Source organism: Micromonospora sp. WMMD735 (assembly GCF_049178995.1).
GTDB lineage: Bacteria > Actinomycetota > Actinomycetes > Mycobacteriales > Micromonosporaceae > Micromonospora > Micromonospora wenchangensis.
The window spans coordinates 3,235,886-3,250,469 of sequence record NZ_JBMHMJ010000002.1 but is presented as its reverse complement, the minus strand read 5'-3'; the positions used below and the strand labels follow the sequence as shown (position 1 = coordinate 3,250,469).

Here is a 14,584-nt window from a genome sequence, read left to right as displayed (position 1 = left end):
CCTCGTTGCAAATTGTCGTGCAGGGCGCCCCGGGATGCCGGTAGAGTCCCCCGGCCGGCACGGCGGGGCTGCGGAAGGAGGGTAACGGCGTGGGCTCGGTCACCGCCACTGCGGCTCCGTCCACGAGCGCAAACGTTACCCGATGGTTCCGGACATTCGGGGCTTTATCCCGGGCCGGCTTCCGTCGCTACTCCACCTACCGGCAGGCGGCCGTGGCCGGTGCCGTGACCAACACCGTGTTCGGCTTCCTGCACTGCGCGGTGCTGCTGGCCGCGGCCGGTTCCGGGACCGTCGGCGGGTACGACCGGGCCCAGCTCGCGACCTTCGTCTGGATGGGTCAGGGGCTGCTCGCCGTCGTGCTGCTCTGGGGCTGGAGCGACCTCGCCGACCGGATCCGCACCGGCGACGTGGCCGCCGACCTGCTCCGCCCGGTCCATCCGGTGACCAGCTACCTCGCCACCGACCTGGGTCGGGCCGGGTACGCGGCACTGGCCCGGCTGCTGCCGCCGGTCCTGGTCGGGCCGGTCTTCTTCGACGTCTACCTGCCGTCGCGGTGGCCCACCGTCGGGCTCTTCGTGGTCTCCGTGGTGACCGCCGTGGTGCTCTGCTTCGGTTGCCGGTTCCTGGTCAACGCCGCCGCCTACTGGTGGCAGGACGCGCGGGGTCCGCTGCTGCTGTGGACCCTCGGCTCGGGGGTGCTGGCCGGGCTCTACTTCCCGCTGCGGTTCCTGCCGCAGTGGCTGCAACTGCTGCTGTGGTGTGGCACCCCGTTCCCGAGCCTGATGCAGACCCCGCTCGACGTCCTGGTGGAGCGGGACCCGCCGGCGGTCCAGGTCGGCCTGGTCGCGCTCCAGCTCGGCTGGGCGGTGCTGGTGCTGGCCGCCTGCCGGCTGGTGCAGCGGCGGGCCGAACGTCGCCTGGTGGTGCAGGGTGGTTGAGTACCGGGCGACGGTGACCGAGGAACGTCCCGCCCGGCCGGGTGGGACGTTCGGGGCGTACCGGGCGTTGCTCGGGGCACAGGCCCGCGCGCAGACCACCTACCGGGCGTCGTTCCTGCTGGACCTGGTGGGCAACGTGGGGGCCACCGTGTTCGACGTGGTCACCGTCCTGGTGATCTACGGGGTGACCCGGGAGCTGGGCGGGTTCACGCTGCGCGAGACGCTGGTGATGGTGGGGCTGTCGTCCAGCGCCTTCGCGGTGGCGGACCTGCTGGTCGGCAACATCGAGCGGCTGCCCACCCACGTGCGGACCGGCCTGTTCGACGCGGTGCTGCTGCGCCCGCTCGGTGCGCTGCCCCAACTGCTGCTGATGAACCTGCCGCTGCGCAAGGTGTCGCGGGGCGTGTTCGGGGTGGGCGTGCTGGCGGTGGCGCTGACCTCGGCCGGGATCGACTGGACACCGGCCCGGGTGGCGTTGGCGGTGGTCGCCCCGCTGGCCGGGGTGGTGTTCTTCGGGTCGCTCTTCGTGGCGACCGCCACCGTGTCGTTCTGGTGGGTGGACTCCGGTGAGCTGGCCAACTCGGTCACCTACGGCGGGCGGGACTTCACCACGTACCCGGTGACCGTCTTCGACGGGTGGTTCCGGGCCGCCTTCGCGTACGGCCTGGGGTTCGCCTTCGTCAGTTACCAGCCGGCGCTGGCGCTGCTGGGCCGCGCCGACCCGCTCGGCCTGCCGTCGTGGGCCGGCTGGGCGGCGCCGGGGGTGGCGCTGGTCGCCGTCGCCGTCGCGGCGGCGGCCTGGCGCACCGGCATCCGCCACTACCGGAGTACGGGGTCATGAGCGTCATCGAGCTGGACGGGCTGCGCAAGGAGTTCACGGTACGGGTGAAGGCGGGCCGGCTGCGTCGACAGAAGCGGACCGTCACCGCCGTGGACGGCATCGACCTGCGGGTGGAGCGCGGCGAGATGCTCGGCTACATCGGCCCGAACGGGGCGGGCAAGTCGACCACCCTGAAGATGCTCACCGGGGTGCTGAGCCCGTCGGCGGGTCAGGCCCGGGTGTGCGGGCTGCGCCCGGTCGCCGACCGGACCCGGCTGGCGCTGCGGATCGGGGTGGTCTTCGGCCAGCGTTCCCAGCTCTGGTGGGACCTGCCGCTGGCCGACTCGTTCGACCTGCTGCGGCACCTCTACCGGGTGCCGGCCGCCGCGCACGCCGCCCGGCTGCGCCGCTGCCGCGACCTGCTCGACCTGGACGACTTCCTGGCCACCCCGGTCCGCCAGCTCTCGCTGGGGCAGCGGATGCGGGGCGAGTTGACCGCCGCGCTGCTGCACGACCCGCAGGTGCTCTTCCTCGACGAACCGACCATCGGGCTGGACGTGGTGAGCAAGCAGGCCGTCCGGGGCTTCCTCGCCGAGCTGGGCCGTACCGGCGACACCACCCTGGTGCTCACCACGCACGACCTGGCCGACATCGAGCGGCTCTGCGCCCGGCTGGTGGTGGTCGACCACGGTCGGGTGGTGCACGACGGGACGATCGCCGCCCTGCACGCCCGGTACGGCTCCCGCCGGCTCGTCGTCGCCGACCTGGACGCCCCGCTGGCGGTCCCGCCGCGGCCGGCGGGGGCGGCGCTGCACCGGGTCGAGGCGGACGGCCACCGGCTGGTCTACGCGTTGGAGTCGGCGGGGGTGGCGGAGGTGGTCGCCGCGCTGGCCGGGTTGGCCGCGCTGCGTGACCTCTCGATCGTCGAACCGGACATCGAGGACGTGGTGGCCCGGCTCTACCGCAGCCCGGCCCCCGACCCGCGCCACCCGTCCTGACCGCCTGTCAGATCGGGTCGCCGATGTTCACCCGGGGGGCCGGGGCGCGCATCCGGCGGAAGGTGATCGACCGCATGATCGCGTAGAGGTAGAGCGACCCCATCCGCTCGCCGCTGTTGGGGTGGCGTTCCCGCACCAGCTTCTTGATCCGCCGGGAGATCAGCACCGAGTCGATCACCACGCCGAGCGCGAGCGCCCCCCACACCACGTTGGAGGCGAGCCGGATCACCTGCGGCATCGCCGCGTTCGAGCCGATCAGCACGATCAACGCGCCGCCGAAGAACCAGGTGCCGATGGTCCGCCGGGAGTCGACCACGTTGCGGGCGAGCAGCCGTTCCGGCCCCCGGTCCCGGGGGCCACCCTCGCGGCGGAACTCGGCGGCGGCCTCGGTGCGCGCCTTGCGACGCTGCTCCCGGGCCTCCTCCTTGGTCAGCGGCCGGGTCGGGCCGGCCGGCCGGCGACCGGCGACCGGCCGCTTCGGGGTCTCGACGCCCAGTTCCTTCTTGCTCGGGGTGTAGCCCCGGGGGCGCGCGGCGGGTGGCTCCTCGGTCACCACCGGGGCGGTGGCGGAGGAGTCGGAGTCGGCGGACTTGCGGCGAAACAGCGACGGCACGAGGTGAAGGGTAGCCATACGACGGCGCCCGGTGCACATCACGGGTGCACCGGGCGCTCGGTGGAGCGGGTCGGCCGGGCCGACGGCAGGGGTCGGGGCCGGCCGGGGGGACGCGGCTGGTTACGGCCGCTCGACGTGCGCGCCGAGGCTGGCCAGCTTCGCCTCGAAGTCCTCGTAGCCCCGGTTGATCAGGTCGACGCCGTACACCCGGGAGGTGCCCTCGGCGGCGAGCGCGGCGATCAGGTGGCTGAACCCGGCCCGCAGGTCCGGGATGACCAGGTCGGCGGCGTGCAGCTTGCTCGGCCCGGCGATCACCGCGGAGTGCTTGAAGTTGCGCCGGCCGAACCGGCACGGGGTGCCGCCGAGGCAGTCCCGGTAGACCTGGATGTTGGCGCCCATCGTGTTCAGCGCCTCGGTGTAGCCCAGCCGCTGCTCGTAGACCGTCTCGTGGACGATCGACAGCCCCCGGGCCTGGGTCAGCGCCACCACGAGGGGCTGCTGCCAGTCGGTCATGAAGCCGGGATGCACGTCGGTCTCCAGCGCCACCGCGTTCAGTTCGCCGCCCGGGTGCCAGAACCGGATACCGCCCTCCTGGCCCGGGTCACCGAGCTTCGGCGGGCGGGCGTCGGTGACCTCGTACTCGCCGCCGACGGAGCGGAAGATGTTCAGGAAGGTCATCATGTCGGCCTGCTGCGCGCCGAGCACCTCGACGTCACCCCGGGTGGCCAGTGCCGCCGCCGCCCAGCTCGCCGCCTCGATCCGGTCGGGGATCGGCCGGTGGGTGTAGCCGTGCAGCTTCTTGACGCCCTGGATCTCGATCACCCGGTCGGTGTGCACCTTGATGATCGCGCCCATCTTCTGCAGGATGCAGATCAGGTCGATGATCTCGGGCTCGACGGCGGCGTTGCGCAGCTCGGTGACGCCCTCGGCCATCACCGCGGTCAGCAGCACCTGCTCGGTCGCGCCGACGCTCGGGTACGGCAGGGCGAACTTGGTGCCGTGCAGCCCGTTCGGCGCGGACAGGTGCAGACCCTCGGGGGTCTTGTCGACAGTCGCGCCGAACTCGCGCAGCGCCTGCAGGTGGAAGTCGATCGGGCGCGGGCCGATGTGGCAGCCGCCCAGGTCGGGGATGAAGGCGTGGCCGAGGCGGTGCAGCAGCGGGCCGCAGAACAGGATCGGGATCCGGCTGGACCCGGCGTGCACGTTGATCTGGTCGGTGCTGGCGCTCTCGACGTTGGACGGGTCGAAGACCAGCTCGCCGTCCTCGGTGCCGTCGGTCACCTTCACGCCGTGCAGGCCGAGCAGCCCGCGGACCACCTCGACGTCACGGATCTTGGGGACGTCGAACAGCCGGCTGGGCGAGTCGCCCAGCAGGGCCGCGACCATCGCCTTGGAGACCAGGTTCTTCGCGCCGCGCACGCGGATCCGCCCTTCGAGCGGGGTACCTCCGTGTACGACCAGGACGTCGTCCGTCAACGCAAACCTCCAGCGCGCGTCGGGTGGTGCGGGGTGAGTCGATGATGGGGCATGCTGTCCAGCTGTCCGGTACGAGCTGTCCAGGTACCCGGAGCGGGGCCGGCCCAAAACGGTCCCCGCGGTACGTCGCCCCGGCAGCATAGCCCTCCGTGACGAAATGCAAATTGGTCACCGCGCCGGGACGGGAACGAACCGGTGAATCCGGTACGTTCCCGTACCTCGGTGGTGACTTCGGGTAATCAGGCGGTGGCGGGTGGCGGGGTGTCGGCCCCCGGCAGGGCGAGCATCTGGTCCAGCGCCACCCGGGCGTGGTGCGCGGTGTCCGCGTCGACCGTGATCTGGTTGACCACCCGGCCGGCGACCAGCTCCTCCAGCGCCCAGACCAGGTGCGGCAGGTCGATCCGGTTCATCGTGGAGCAGTAGCAGACCGCCTTGTCCAGGAACATGATCTGCTTGTCCGGGTGGGCCAGCGCCAGCCGGCGTACCAGGTTCAGCTCGGTGCCGACCGCCCACGCCGAGCCGGCCGGGGCCGCCTCGATCGCCTTGATGATGTATTCCGTCGAACCGACCTGGTCGGCGGCGGTGACCACCTCGTGCCGGCACTCCGGGTGCACCAGCACGGTGACCCCGGGCACCCGGGCCCGGACGTCCTGCACGCTGTCCAGGGTGAACCGGCCGTGCACCGAGCAGTGCCCCCGCCAGAGGATCATCTTCGCGTCGCGGACCTGCTCGGCGGTGAGCCCGCCGTTCGGCTTGTGCGGGTCGTAGAGCACACAGTCGTCGAGCGAGTAGCCCAGCTCCAGCACGGCGGTGTTGCGGCCGAGGTGCTGGTCGGGCAGGAACAGCACCTTCGAACCCTGCGCGTACGCCCAGTCCAGCGCCCGCTTCGCGTTCGACGAGGTGCAGACCACGCCGCCGTTACGGCCGACGAAGCCCTTGATGTCGGCCGAGGAGTTCATGTACGTCACCGGCACGGTGTCCGCCGCGACGCCCAGGTCGGTCAGCACCTCCCAGGCGCGCTCGACCTGCGACAGCACCGCCATGTCGGCCATCGAACAACCGGCCGCCAGGTCGGGCAGGATGACCCGCTGCGCATCGGTGGTGAGGATGTCGGCGCTCTCGGCCATGAAGTGCACGCCGCAGAAGACGATGTACTCCGCGTCGGGCCGTGCTGCGGCCTCCCGGGCCAGCTTGAACGAGTCGCCTGTGACGTCGGCGAACTGGATCACCTCGTCGCGCTGGTAGTGGTGGCCGAGGACGAACACCTTCGTGCCCAGCGCGGCCTTCGCCGCCGTCGCCCGGGCCACCAGGTCCGGGTCGCTCGGCGCCGGCAGGTCTCCCGGACACTCCACGCCACGCTCGGTGGCGGGGTCGCTGCCACGGCCGAGGAGCAGCAGCGCGGTCGCCGTGTTGGAGGGTTCCACCCAGGTCGAAGTCACGTCCTCATGGTCCCACAACGGGGCGTTCGCACGACCGCTGCCGGTGTGGGCTGCCACACTGCCGCCGCGCCGATGTGGCCTGCCACACTCGGGGCATGCGCGTGCTGCTCTGCCCGGACAAGTTCGCCGGCACCCTGGAGGCCCCGGAGGTGGCCGCCGCCGTCGCCGCCGGCTGGCGTGAGGTGGACGACGCCGTCGAGCTGCTCATCCGTCCCCTCGCCGACGGTGGACCGGGCTTCGTCACGGTGCTCGCGGGCGCGCTCGACGGCCGCCGGGTGCCGGTGCCGACGGTCGACCCGCTGGGCCGGCCCGTCACCGGTGAGATCCTGCTCACCGCCGACGGGGTCGGCTACCTGGAGAGCGCCCAGGCGTGCGGGCTGCACCTGCTGTCCGCCGCCGAACGCGACCCGAAGGCCACCACCTCGTACGGTCTCGGCGCGCTGGTCGCCGCCGCCGTCGAGCACGGGGCCCGGACGGTGGTGGTCGGGTTGGGTGGCTCCGGCACCAACGACGGCGGGGCCGGCCTGTTCGCCGCGCTCGGCGCGACCCCCCTCGACGACGCGGGCCGGGCCCTGCCGTACGGCGGGGCGGCGCTGGGGGCCGTCGCGGCCCTCGACGGGACGCCCCGGTTGCGCGACGCCACCCTGGTCGCCGCCACCGACGTGGACAACCCGCTGCTCGGCCTGCACGGCGCGAGCAGTGTCTACGGGCCGCAGAAGGGCGCCGACCGGGCCGACGTGCTGCTGCTCGACGCCGCACTGGAGCGCTGGGCGGCGGTGCTGGAACGGGACCTGCCCGGCTGCCCGCCCGGCCTGGGCACGCTGCCCGGGGGCGGCGCGGCCGGCGGCCTCGGCGCGGCGATCCTCGCCCTCGGCGGGCGCTGCGAATCCGGCATCGACCTGGTCGGTCGGGCGATCGGCCTGGACGCCGCCCTCGACGACTGCGACCTGGTGATCACCGGGGAGGGCTCGTTCGACCACCAGTCGCTGCGCGGCAAGGTGGTCGCCGGGGTGGCCGGGGCGGCCCGCGACCGAGGGGTGCCCTGCGTGGTGCTGGCGGGGCGGGTGAGCACCGGCCGGCGGGAGGCCGCCTCCGCCGGGGTGACCGAGGCGTACAGCCTGGTGGAGCACTTCGGCGGCGAGGAACGCGGCGGGGTGGCGGCGGCGATGGGCCGGCCCGCCGAGGGGCTGCGGGCGCTCGGCGCGCGGCTGGCCCGGCAGTGGAGCCGCTGAGCTGCCGGGGCCGGTCCGGCGGTGGCCCGGTGACCGGGCCACCGGGAGCGGGCCGTGGCGGCGATCGCGCCGGCCGGGTGGGCTCCGCCGGGGCGGCGTACCATCGGAGCTGGACCGCACCGGGAATCACTGGGCGACGCGTGCTGTTGGCCAGGGTGTCCGGACCCATACCGCGCAGGGAGATTTCCACGTGACCACGCCAGCGCAGACCGACCCGACCGAGGCCCAGGCCCCCACTTCCGTCGTCCTCACCGACGTCGCGGCGCAGAAGGTCAAGGCCCTGATCGAGCAGGAGGGCCGCGACGACCTGCGGCTGCGGGTCGCGGTGCAGCCGGGTGGCTGCTCCGGCCTGCGATACCAGCTCTTCTTCGACGAGCGTTCGCTCGACGGTGACGTCGTCACCGACTTCGACGGGGTCGAGGTCGTCGTCGACCGGATGAGCGCCCCCTACCTGGCCGGGGCGACCATCGACTTCGCCGACCGGATCGACGCCCAGGGCTTCACCATCGACAACCCGAACGCGGGCAGCTCCTGCGCCTGCGGCGACTCGTTCAGCTGAGTCCCGGTCCGTCCGAGGGGGCCGTCCCGCGCCGGGACGGCCCCCTCGTCGTCCCGCCCGGACCGGTAGGCTGACCCGCGCCGTGCTCCCGACCCCGAGGGTTGACATGAAGATCGCCGTGACCGGCTCGATCGCGACCGACCACCTGATGAGCTTCCCGGGTCGCTTCGCCGACCAGCTCATCGCCGACCAGCTGCACAAGGTGTCGCTCTCCTTCCTGGTGGACGACCTGGTGCTGCGCCGGGGCGGGGTGGCCGCCAACATCGCCTTCGGCATGGGGCAGCTCGGGCTGCGTCCGATCCTGCTCGGCGCGGTCGGCGCCGACTTCGCCGACTACCGCTCCTGGCTGGAGCGGCACGGCGTCGACTGCGACTCGGTGCACGTCAGTGAGGTGGCGCACACCGCCCGCTTCGTCTGCACCACCGACACCGACATGTGCCAGATCGCCTCGTTCTACGCGGGCGCGATGAGCGAGGCCCGCAACATCGAGCTGGGCCCCGTCGCGGACCGGCTCGGCGGTCTCGACCTGGTCCTGGTCAGCGCCAACGACCCGGAGGCGATGATCCGGCACTCGGCCGAGTGCCGGGACCGGGGCTACGCCTTCGTCGCCGACCCGTCCCAGCAGCTCGCCCGGATGGACGGCGCGGACGTGGTCTCGCTGATCGACGGTGCCGAGTACCTGATGACCAACGACTACGAGAAGTCGCTGCTGCAGAGCAAGGCCGGCCTCACCGACGCCCAGCTCCTGGAGCGGGTGAAGATCCGGGTCACCACCCTCGGCAAGGACGGCGTCGAGATCGCCACCCGGGACGGGGAGTCGTTGCGGGTGCCGATCGTCCGGGACGCGCGGGCCGTCGACCCGACCGGGGTCGGCGACGGCTTCCGGGCCGGTTTCTTCGCCGCCCTGTCCTGGGGTCTCGGCCTGGAACGCGCCGCCCAGGTCGGCTCGCTGCTGGCCGCCCTGGTGCTGGAGACCGTCGGCACCCAGGAGTACGACGTGCGCCGCGACGTGTTCGTCAAGCGGCTGGCCAACTCGTACGGTGACGCCGCCGCCGAGGACGTTCGGTCGCACCTGGTGCCATGACGCAGCTCCTGGTCGTCTTCGCCGGCCTGCCGGGCGTGGGCAAGAGCACCCTCGCCGGGCAGGTCGGCGTGGCGCTGGGCGCGGCGGTGCTGGCGGTCGACCCGATCGAGCGGGCGCTGGCCCGGCACGGGCTGACCGGCCCCGGTTCGGGCCAGGCCGGCTACGACGCGCTGGCCGGGCTGGCCGAGGTGCAGCTGGGGCTGGGCACCAGCGTGGTGGTCGACGCGGCCAACCCGGCAGCCGGGACCCGGGGGCTCTGGTTCGAGCTGGCCGAGCGGGCCGGGGTGCCGCTGCGGCTGATCGAGGTGTACTGCGGCGATGAGGCGGAACTGCGCCGCCGGGTCGAGGCCCGGCACACCGCCGACCCGCTCGCCCCGACCTGGGAGCAGACCCGGCAGCGCGGCACGGGGTACGAACCGCTGATCGGCCCCCGCCTGGTGGTCGACACCACCATCCCGATCGACCCCCTCCCGGCGATCCTCCGCTACCTCACCTGATCCCGGCCCGACTGGCGGTCCCGGTCCGGGCACCTGGCTGTCCTGGTCCGGGCACCTGGCGGTTCCGGTCCGGGCACCTGGCGTGTGGCCGGTTCGGCTGGCGGCTTGCTTCGGGGAAGGCGGCCCGCGTCGGGCGAGGTCAGCCGGCCTGACCGGGGGAGCGGGCCGGGGTGGCGGCGACGAACGCCGCCCACTGACGGGCGGGGAAGATCAGCACCGGGCCGGACCGGTCCTTGCTGTCCCGCACCGCCACCCCGTCGGGCAGGACGGCACACTCGACGCAGTCGCCGTTGTTGGTGCTGCGGCTGCTGGTGAACCAGCGGGCGGTGGTGAGGTCGGGGGTGCGCACGGTGGCCTCCGAGGGGCGCTAGGCCGCGCCGGCCAACTCCCTGATCAACGCGCGCGACTCGGCGGGTGAGAGGGCGACCTGGCGCAGGTTGTCTGCCACCATGCTATAGGTGCGGACACCGTCCGGGTCCTGCACGTACATCGCCCCGTCGAGCACCTCGGTGTAGGCGATCGGGCGGACGTTGGCGAAGTCCAGCAGGACGAATTTGCCGATCGCACCGGCGGCGTGCGGGCCGTCCTCGGGGCGGAGCACCTGGACGGTGACGTTCGGCAGTTCGGACATGGTGGCCAGGTGGGCGAGCTGGGCCCGCCGGGTCTCGTCGCCGTTGACCCGTAGCCGCAGCGCCGCCTCGCCGATCACCGCGTGCAGGGTGAGCGGGTCGTCGTCGGTGAGCCGCCGGGCCCGGGTCTGCCGGAACGACACGAAACGCTCGGCGTGGTCGGGGCGGACGAATCCGGTGCCCAGGGTCAGCGCCTGGGCGTACTCCTCGGTCTGGAGCAGACCGGGGATGACCATCGACTCGAACACGAACGCCCCGTCGGCCAGCCCTTCCAGCCCGACGTACGTCTTGAACCAGTCCGGCATCACCGCGGCCCAGGGTGCCCACCAGGTCTTGGCGTCGGAGCGGCCGGACAGGGTGGTCAGCCGGTCGATCGCGGGCTGGTCGGCCCCGCAGGCGCGGAGCACGGCCGCGATGTCCTCGGGAAACTGCTGGTAACGGCCGGTCTCCATGTGGCCGAGCTTCGGCTTGCCGATGCCGGTGCTGGCCGACAGTTCGGTCAGCGTCATCGGTGCCTCGCGGCGATACCGACCCAGCTCGGCACCGATCAGCCAGCGCAGCGCCGAAGGATCTGTTCGCCTGCCCATGTATCGCCTCCACCACGTGTACCGACGAGAACATCATGCCGTCGAGTCTTCCAAAGAGCAAGGATAGGGGCTATACGTATAGCAACGACTCTTGGAGGTGGTCATGCCCGACCCCGCGCCGCTCGGCACGCCCGAGGAGTTCCACCTGATGCTCGTCGACCTCGCGAACGAGTTCGCCCCACGCCGGTTCGCGCTCTGCGAGGAGTACGGCGACCGCCTCGACGGCGCGGTCTTCGCCTGGGGCCTGGCCTTCCCCGACAGCGCCCTGCTGCGCCACGACGGAAGAACGTCGACCGGGCACTTCGCCACCGCCGAGAGCGCGTTGCGCCTCTTCACCCGCACCGGCCGCCGCCTCCGCCTGATCTGGATCGACACCCCCACCCCCACCCCCACTCCTGTCGATCATGGAGTTGTGGTGCCTTCGAACCGGCAGTAATGCCGCAGATCGGCCACCACAACTCCATGATCGACGGAGCGGGGCGGGGCGGGGCGGGGCGGGGCGGGGCGGAGCGGGGTGGGGTAGGGCGGGGCGGGGTGGGGTGGGGTGGGTCAGTGGGTGCGGCGTACTTCGTAGCCTGGGCCCTCGGGGGTGGTGGTGACGAACTCCTGGGCGCGCATCCGGCACCAGGCGGGGATGTCGACGGCGGCGGCCGGGTCGTCGGCGAGCACCCGAAGGAGCGTGCCGACGGGCAGCTCGGGCAGCCGGCGGGCCAGCGCGATCACCGGCAGCGGGCAGCGCTGCCCCCGACAGTCCAGCACCTCCACCGGCCCGGTCCCGTCGCCGCCCGCTCCCGCCCCGTCGCCGCCCGCTCTCGCCCCGTCGCCGCCCGGCCCGGTCGGGAGACCGCCCGGGCCGGACGGGAGGTCGTCCGCGCCGGTTCGGCGGCCGTCCGGGCCGGTCGGGGTGGTCACAGGCCCACCACGCCGGCGTCGGCGCGCAGCTCGGCGACGATCCCGGGCAGCTCGGCGAGGAACCGCCGTACGTCCGCCTCGGTGGTCTCCCGGTGCAGCGACACCCGGACGTTGCCGTGCGACAGCACCCCCATCGCCTCCAGCACGTGCGACGGACGCAGCGTGGACGAGGTGCAGGAGGAGCCGGAGGAGACGGCGAAGCCGCGCCGGTCCAGCGCGTGCAGCAGCACCTCGCCGTCGACGTACAGGCAGGAGAACGTCACCAGGTGGGGGAGCCGGTCGACCGGGTCGCCGACCACCTCCACGTCCGGCACGTCGGCGGCGACCCGGGACCGGATCAGGTCCACCAGGGGCGTCAGCCGGGCCGCCTCGGCCGCCGCGTCGGCCGCCGCCGCGCGCAGGCTCGCCGCCGCCGCCACCACCGCCGGCAGGTTCACCACCCCGGGGGTACGCCCGAACTCCCGCTCGTCGGCCGGCCACGGCGACTCCCACCGGGTGCCCTTGCGGACCACCAGCAGCCCGACGCCGGGCGGACCGCCCCACTTGTGTGCGCTGGCGGTCAGCACCGACCAGCCGGTGGGCACCGGCACCCGGCCGACGAGCTGGGCCGCGTCGACGTACAGCGGCACCCCGACGGCGGCGCAGGCGTCGGCCGCCCCGGTGACCGGCTGCACGGTGCCCACCTCGTGACTGGCCCCGATCAGCGTCGCCAGCGCCACCCCGGGGGAGCGCACCGCCACCGACCAGGCATCGAGGTCGAGGCGTCCGAGCCGGTCCACCGGTACGGAGGTGGCGGTCCCACCGGCCGCCACGTGCCGCTGCGCGGCGTGCAGCACCGCCGAGTGCTCGATCGCCGAGTGCACCAGCGTCGCCCCGGCCCGCTGCCGGCCGACCAGGCCACCGAGCACGGCGGAGTGCGCGGCGTGCGTACCGCTGGGGGTGAAGGAGACCTCGTCGGGGCGGACGCCGAGGGTGGCGGCGGTGGCCTCCCGGGCGGCGTCGAGGAGTTGCCCGGCGCGGCGGGCCCGGCTGTAGAGGCGGGCGGGGTCGGCCCAGCCGTCGTCGAGGGCGGCCAGCAGCGCCTGCCGGGCCACCGGGTGCAGCGGCGCGGCGGTGGCCGCGTCCAGGTAGACCGGGTGGGCACTCACGACCGCAGACGCTATCGCGTCGAAGACCGACGGCACCCCCCGATGGGGGCGGACACTGACCCCAAGACCGTCGAGCCCGCCATGGTCGAGTAATCTGCGACCGTCGGTGACGCCTTTGCCGTCGGTGCTGATGGAATACCCCACCGCGGCGCGCTAGGGAGGCAGGACCAGGTGGTCGCAAGGAGTTCGGAGGTACGGCCGTCGGCCGTACGGCACGGTGCTTCCCCCGGAGCCGGTGTGCGTCGGCGGCGTGGTGCTGGCCGGCTCGCCGGGCTCGGTCTCGGCGGAGCTGCGCTGCTGGTTCTGCTCACCGGGTGTGACGTCGGCCGCTCGGTCGACGGCTTCGGCTGGCCGCAGGGCGGCATCACTCCCGAGTCGCACCGGATGTACGACCTGTGGATCGCCTCCTGCATCGCCGCCCTGGCGGTCGGTGTCTTCGTCTGGGGCCTGATCTTCTGGTGCGTCGTGCGCTACCGCAAGCGCGGCAACGAACTGCCGGTGCAGACCCGCTACAACCTGCCGATGGAGTTCCTCTACACCATCGCGCCGATCCTGATCGTCTCCGTGCTCTTCTACTACACGGCCGTGGTCCAGACCGACGTGGTGCGCACGACGAAGAACCCCGACGTCACCGTCGAGGTCGTCGCCTTCAAGTGGAACTGGCAGTTCAACTACCGCGACGGCCAGGGCACCGAGGCCAACACGGTGGCGTCGGTGCTGGGCACCAGCGAGGTCATCCCGGTGCTGGTGCTGCCGACCAACCGGTCCATCCGGTTCGAGGAGACCAGCCGCGACGTCATCCACTCCTTCTGGGTGCCGGAGCTGCTGTTCAAGCGCGACGTGATGCCCGGCAAGATCCGTAACGTGTTCGAGGTCTCCAAGCTGGAGTCCGAGGGTGCGTACGTGGGCCGCTGCGCCGAGCTGTGCGGCAGCTACCACGCCTTCATGAACTTCGAACTGCGGGTGGTCTCCCCGGAGGCGTACGACCAGTTCCTCGCGGCCAAGCGGGACGGCAAGTCGACGCAGGAGGCGCTGACCGCCATCGGTCAGGACCCGTACGCGAAGACCACGCAGCCGTTCGACACCCGTCGTACGAAGGACAACTTCAACCCGGACGACGCGTCCGCGAGCGCGGGAAACTGAGGTATCCGGCATGAAGACCGAGTGGCGAATCTTCCTGATCATCGCCGGGTTCCTGTTCGGCGCGACGGTCCTCTACGGCGCGTGGACGTACGGCGACTCCGGCGGCCAGGTCGAGTGGGTCGGCACGGTGGCCCTGCTGCTGTCCTTCCTGCTCTGCGCGATGTGCGGCGGCTTCTTCTGGTTCGTCTCCCGCCGCATCGACCTGCGCCCGGAGGACCGGCCGGACGGTGAGATCGCCGACGGCGCGGGCGAGATCGGCTTCTTCAGCCCGGGCAGCTACTGGCCGTTCGGGCTGGCGCTGGCCGCCGCGGTCGCCGGTCTCGGCCTGGTGTTCTGGCAGTTCTGGCTGCTCGGCCTGGGCCTGGTGATGGTCATCTTCGCCGCCTGCGGCCTGCTCTTCGAGTACTACTCCGGCACCCGGCGTACCGCCGAGCACTGATCCGACGCCGACGGGCCCGCCTCCTCACCCGGGAGGCGGGCCCGTCGACGTCGGGTGACCGACTCCAGGG

Annotated in this window: 17 protein-coding genes; 10 read left to right on the top strand and 7 right to left on the bottom strand. The window is 72.8% G+C overall.

The window, feature by feature from the left end; all coding sequences use genetic code 11:
- The first annotated feature begins 89 nt into the window (after nt 1–89).
- The 3 genes from ACN268_RS13670 to ACN268_RS13660 are packed head-to-tail and all read left to right on the top strand — an operon-like array spanning nt 90 to nt 2,756.
- Nucleotides 90–938, top strand: coding sequence for an ABC transporter permease (locus ACN268_RS13670; protein ID WP_421483526.1), 849 nt, complete (start codon nt 90–92; stop codon nt 936–938).
- 13 nt (nt 939–951) lie between these two features.
- Complete coding sequence (locus tag ACN268_RS13665; RefSeq protein ID WP_421483525.1) at nt 952–1,779, top strand: ABC transporter permease; 828 nt, start codon at nt 952–954, stop codon at nt 1,777–1,779.
- Nucleotides 1,776–2,756, top strand: a complete 981-nt coding sequence (locus ACN268_RS13660; protein WP_421483524.1) for an ABC transporter ATP-binding protein — start codon at nt 1,776–1,778, stop codon at nt 2,754–2,756. Before ACN268_RS13665 ends, ACN268_RS13660 begins: the two co-directional genes overlap by 4 nt.
- 7 nt (nt 2,757–2,763) lie before the next feature.
- On the opposite strand, the gene ACN268_RS13655 is transcribed toward ACN268_RS13660, so the two are convergent.
- The 3 genes from ACN268_RS13655 to nadA form a co-directional block, all read right to left on the bottom strand.
- Complete coding sequence (locus ACN268_RS13655) at nt 2,764–3,387, bottom strand: DUF3043 domain-containing protein (protein WP_204927851.1); 624 nt, start codon at nt 3,385–3,387, stop codon at nt 2,764–2,766.
- 102 nt (nt 3,388–3,489) lie between these two features.
- Entirely contained in the window at nt 3,490–4,845 is a 1,356-nt protein-coding gene (gene murA, locus ACN268_RS13650) for a UDP-N-acetylglucosamine 1-carboxyvinyltransferase (RefSeq protein ID WP_421483523.1), read from the bottom strand.
- A gap of 239 nt (nt 4,846–5,084) precedes the next feature.
- Nucleotides 5,085–6,284, bottom strand: coding sequence for a quinolinate synthase NadA (gene nadA / locus ACN268_RS13645; RefSeq protein ID WP_204927849.1), 1,200 nt, complete (start codon nt 6,282–6,284; stop codon nt 5,085–5,087).
- 95 nt (nt 6,285–6,379) lie between these two features.
- Here nadA and ACN268_RS13640 point away from each other — a divergent pair, with 95 nt between their 5' ends.
- The 4 genes from ACN268_RS13640 to ACN268_RS13625 all read left to right on the top strand — a co-directional run bounded on the left by ACN268_RS13640 (nt 6,380) and on the right by ACN268_RS13625 (nt 9,656).
- Nucleotides 6,380–7,516 carry a glycerate kinase gene (locus ACN268_RS13640; RefSeq protein ID WP_421483522.1) on the top strand — a complete coding sequence of 379 codons (1,137 nt, stop codon included), beginning with the start codon at nt 6,380–6,382 and terminating at the stop codon, nt 7,514–7,516.
- 190 nt (nt 7,517–7,706) lie between these two features.
- Nucleotides 7,707–8,075, top strand: a complete 369-nt coding sequence (gene erpA, locus ACN268_RS13635; RefSeq protein WP_204959360.1) for an iron-sulfur cluster insertion protein ErpA — start codon at nt 7,707–7,709, stop codon at nt 8,073–8,075.
- Between the two features lie 106 nt (nt 8,076–8,181).
- Nucleotides 8,182–9,159: a carbohydrate kinase family protein gene (locus ACN268_RS13630; RefSeq protein ID WP_421483521.1), complete on the top strand. Its 978-nt coding sequence runs from the start codon at nt 8,182–8,184 to the stop codon at nt 9,157–9,159.
- A complete protein-coding gene (locus ACN268_RS13625; protein WP_421483520.1) occupies nt 9,156–9,656 on the top strand; it encodes an AAA family ATPase in 501 nt (166 codons plus the stop codon). The genes ACN268_RS13630 and ACN268_RS13625 overlap by 4 nt, the downstream gene beginning before the upstream one ends.
- A 139-nt stretch (nt 9,657–9,795) precedes the next feature.
- Here the strand turns inward: ACN268_RS13625 and ACN268_RS13620 are convergent, their stop codons facing one another.
- Together ACN268_RS13620 and ACN268_RS13615 are read right to left on the bottom strand one after the other, a co-directional pair.
- On the bottom strand, nt 9,796–10,005 hold the full coding sequence (locus tag ACN268_RS13620) for a DUF397 domain-containing protein (protein WP_363651516.1): 210 nt from the start codon (nt 10,003–10,005) through the stop codon (nt 9,796–9,798).
- A gap of 18 nt (nt 10,006–10,023) precedes the next feature.
- A complete protein-coding gene (locus ACN268_RS13615) occupies nt 10,024–10,872 on the bottom strand; it encodes a helix-turn-helix domain-containing protein (RefSeq protein ID WP_421483519.1) in 849 nt (282 codons plus the stop codon).
- 103 nt (nt 10,873–10,975) lie between these two features.
- On the opposite strand from ACN268_RS13615, the gene ACN268_RS13610 reads away from it, so the two are divergent.
- Nucleotides 10,976–11,308, top strand: a complete 333-nt coding sequence (locus ACN268_RS13610) for a hypothetical protein (RefSeq protein WP_421483518.1) — start codon at nt 10,976–10,978, stop codon at nt 11,306–11,308.
- A gap of 113 nt (nt 11,309–11,421) precedes the next feature.
- On the opposite strand, the gene ACN268_RS13605 is transcribed toward ACN268_RS13610, so the two are convergent.
- Nucleotides 11,422–11,637, bottom strand: coding sequence for a sulfurtransferase TusA family protein (locus tag ACN268_RS13605; protein ID WP_421486887.1), 216 nt, complete (start codon nt 11,635–11,637; stop codon nt 11,422–11,424).
- Between the two features lie 143 nt (nt 11,638–11,780).
- Nucleotides 11,781–12,932, bottom strand: coding sequence for a cysteine desulfurase family protein (locus ACN268_RS13600; protein ID WP_421483517.1), 1,152 nt, complete (start codon nt 12,930–12,932; stop codon nt 11,781–11,783).
- A 171-nt stretch (nt 12,933–13,103) separates the two neighbouring features.
- Between ACN268_RS13600 and coxB the strand changes: the two genes are divergently transcribed.
- Both coxB and ACN268_RS13590 read left to right on the top strand, forming a co-directional pair.
- Complete coding sequence (coxB, locus tag ACN268_RS13595; protein ID WP_088644664.1) at nt 13,104–14,075, top strand: cytochrome c oxidase subunit II; 972 nt, start codon at nt 13,104–13,106, stop codon at nt 14,073–14,075.
- A gap of 10 nt (nt 14,076–14,085) precedes the next feature.
- Nucleotides 14,086–14,514 carry a cytochrome c oxidase subunit 4 gene (locus ACN268_RS13590; RefSeq protein WP_421483516.1) on the top strand — a complete coding sequence of 143 codons (429 nt, stop codon included), beginning with the start codon at nt 14,086–14,088 and terminating at the stop codon, nt 14,512–14,514.
- The last annotated feature ends 70 nt before the right edge of the window (nt 14,515–14,584 follow it).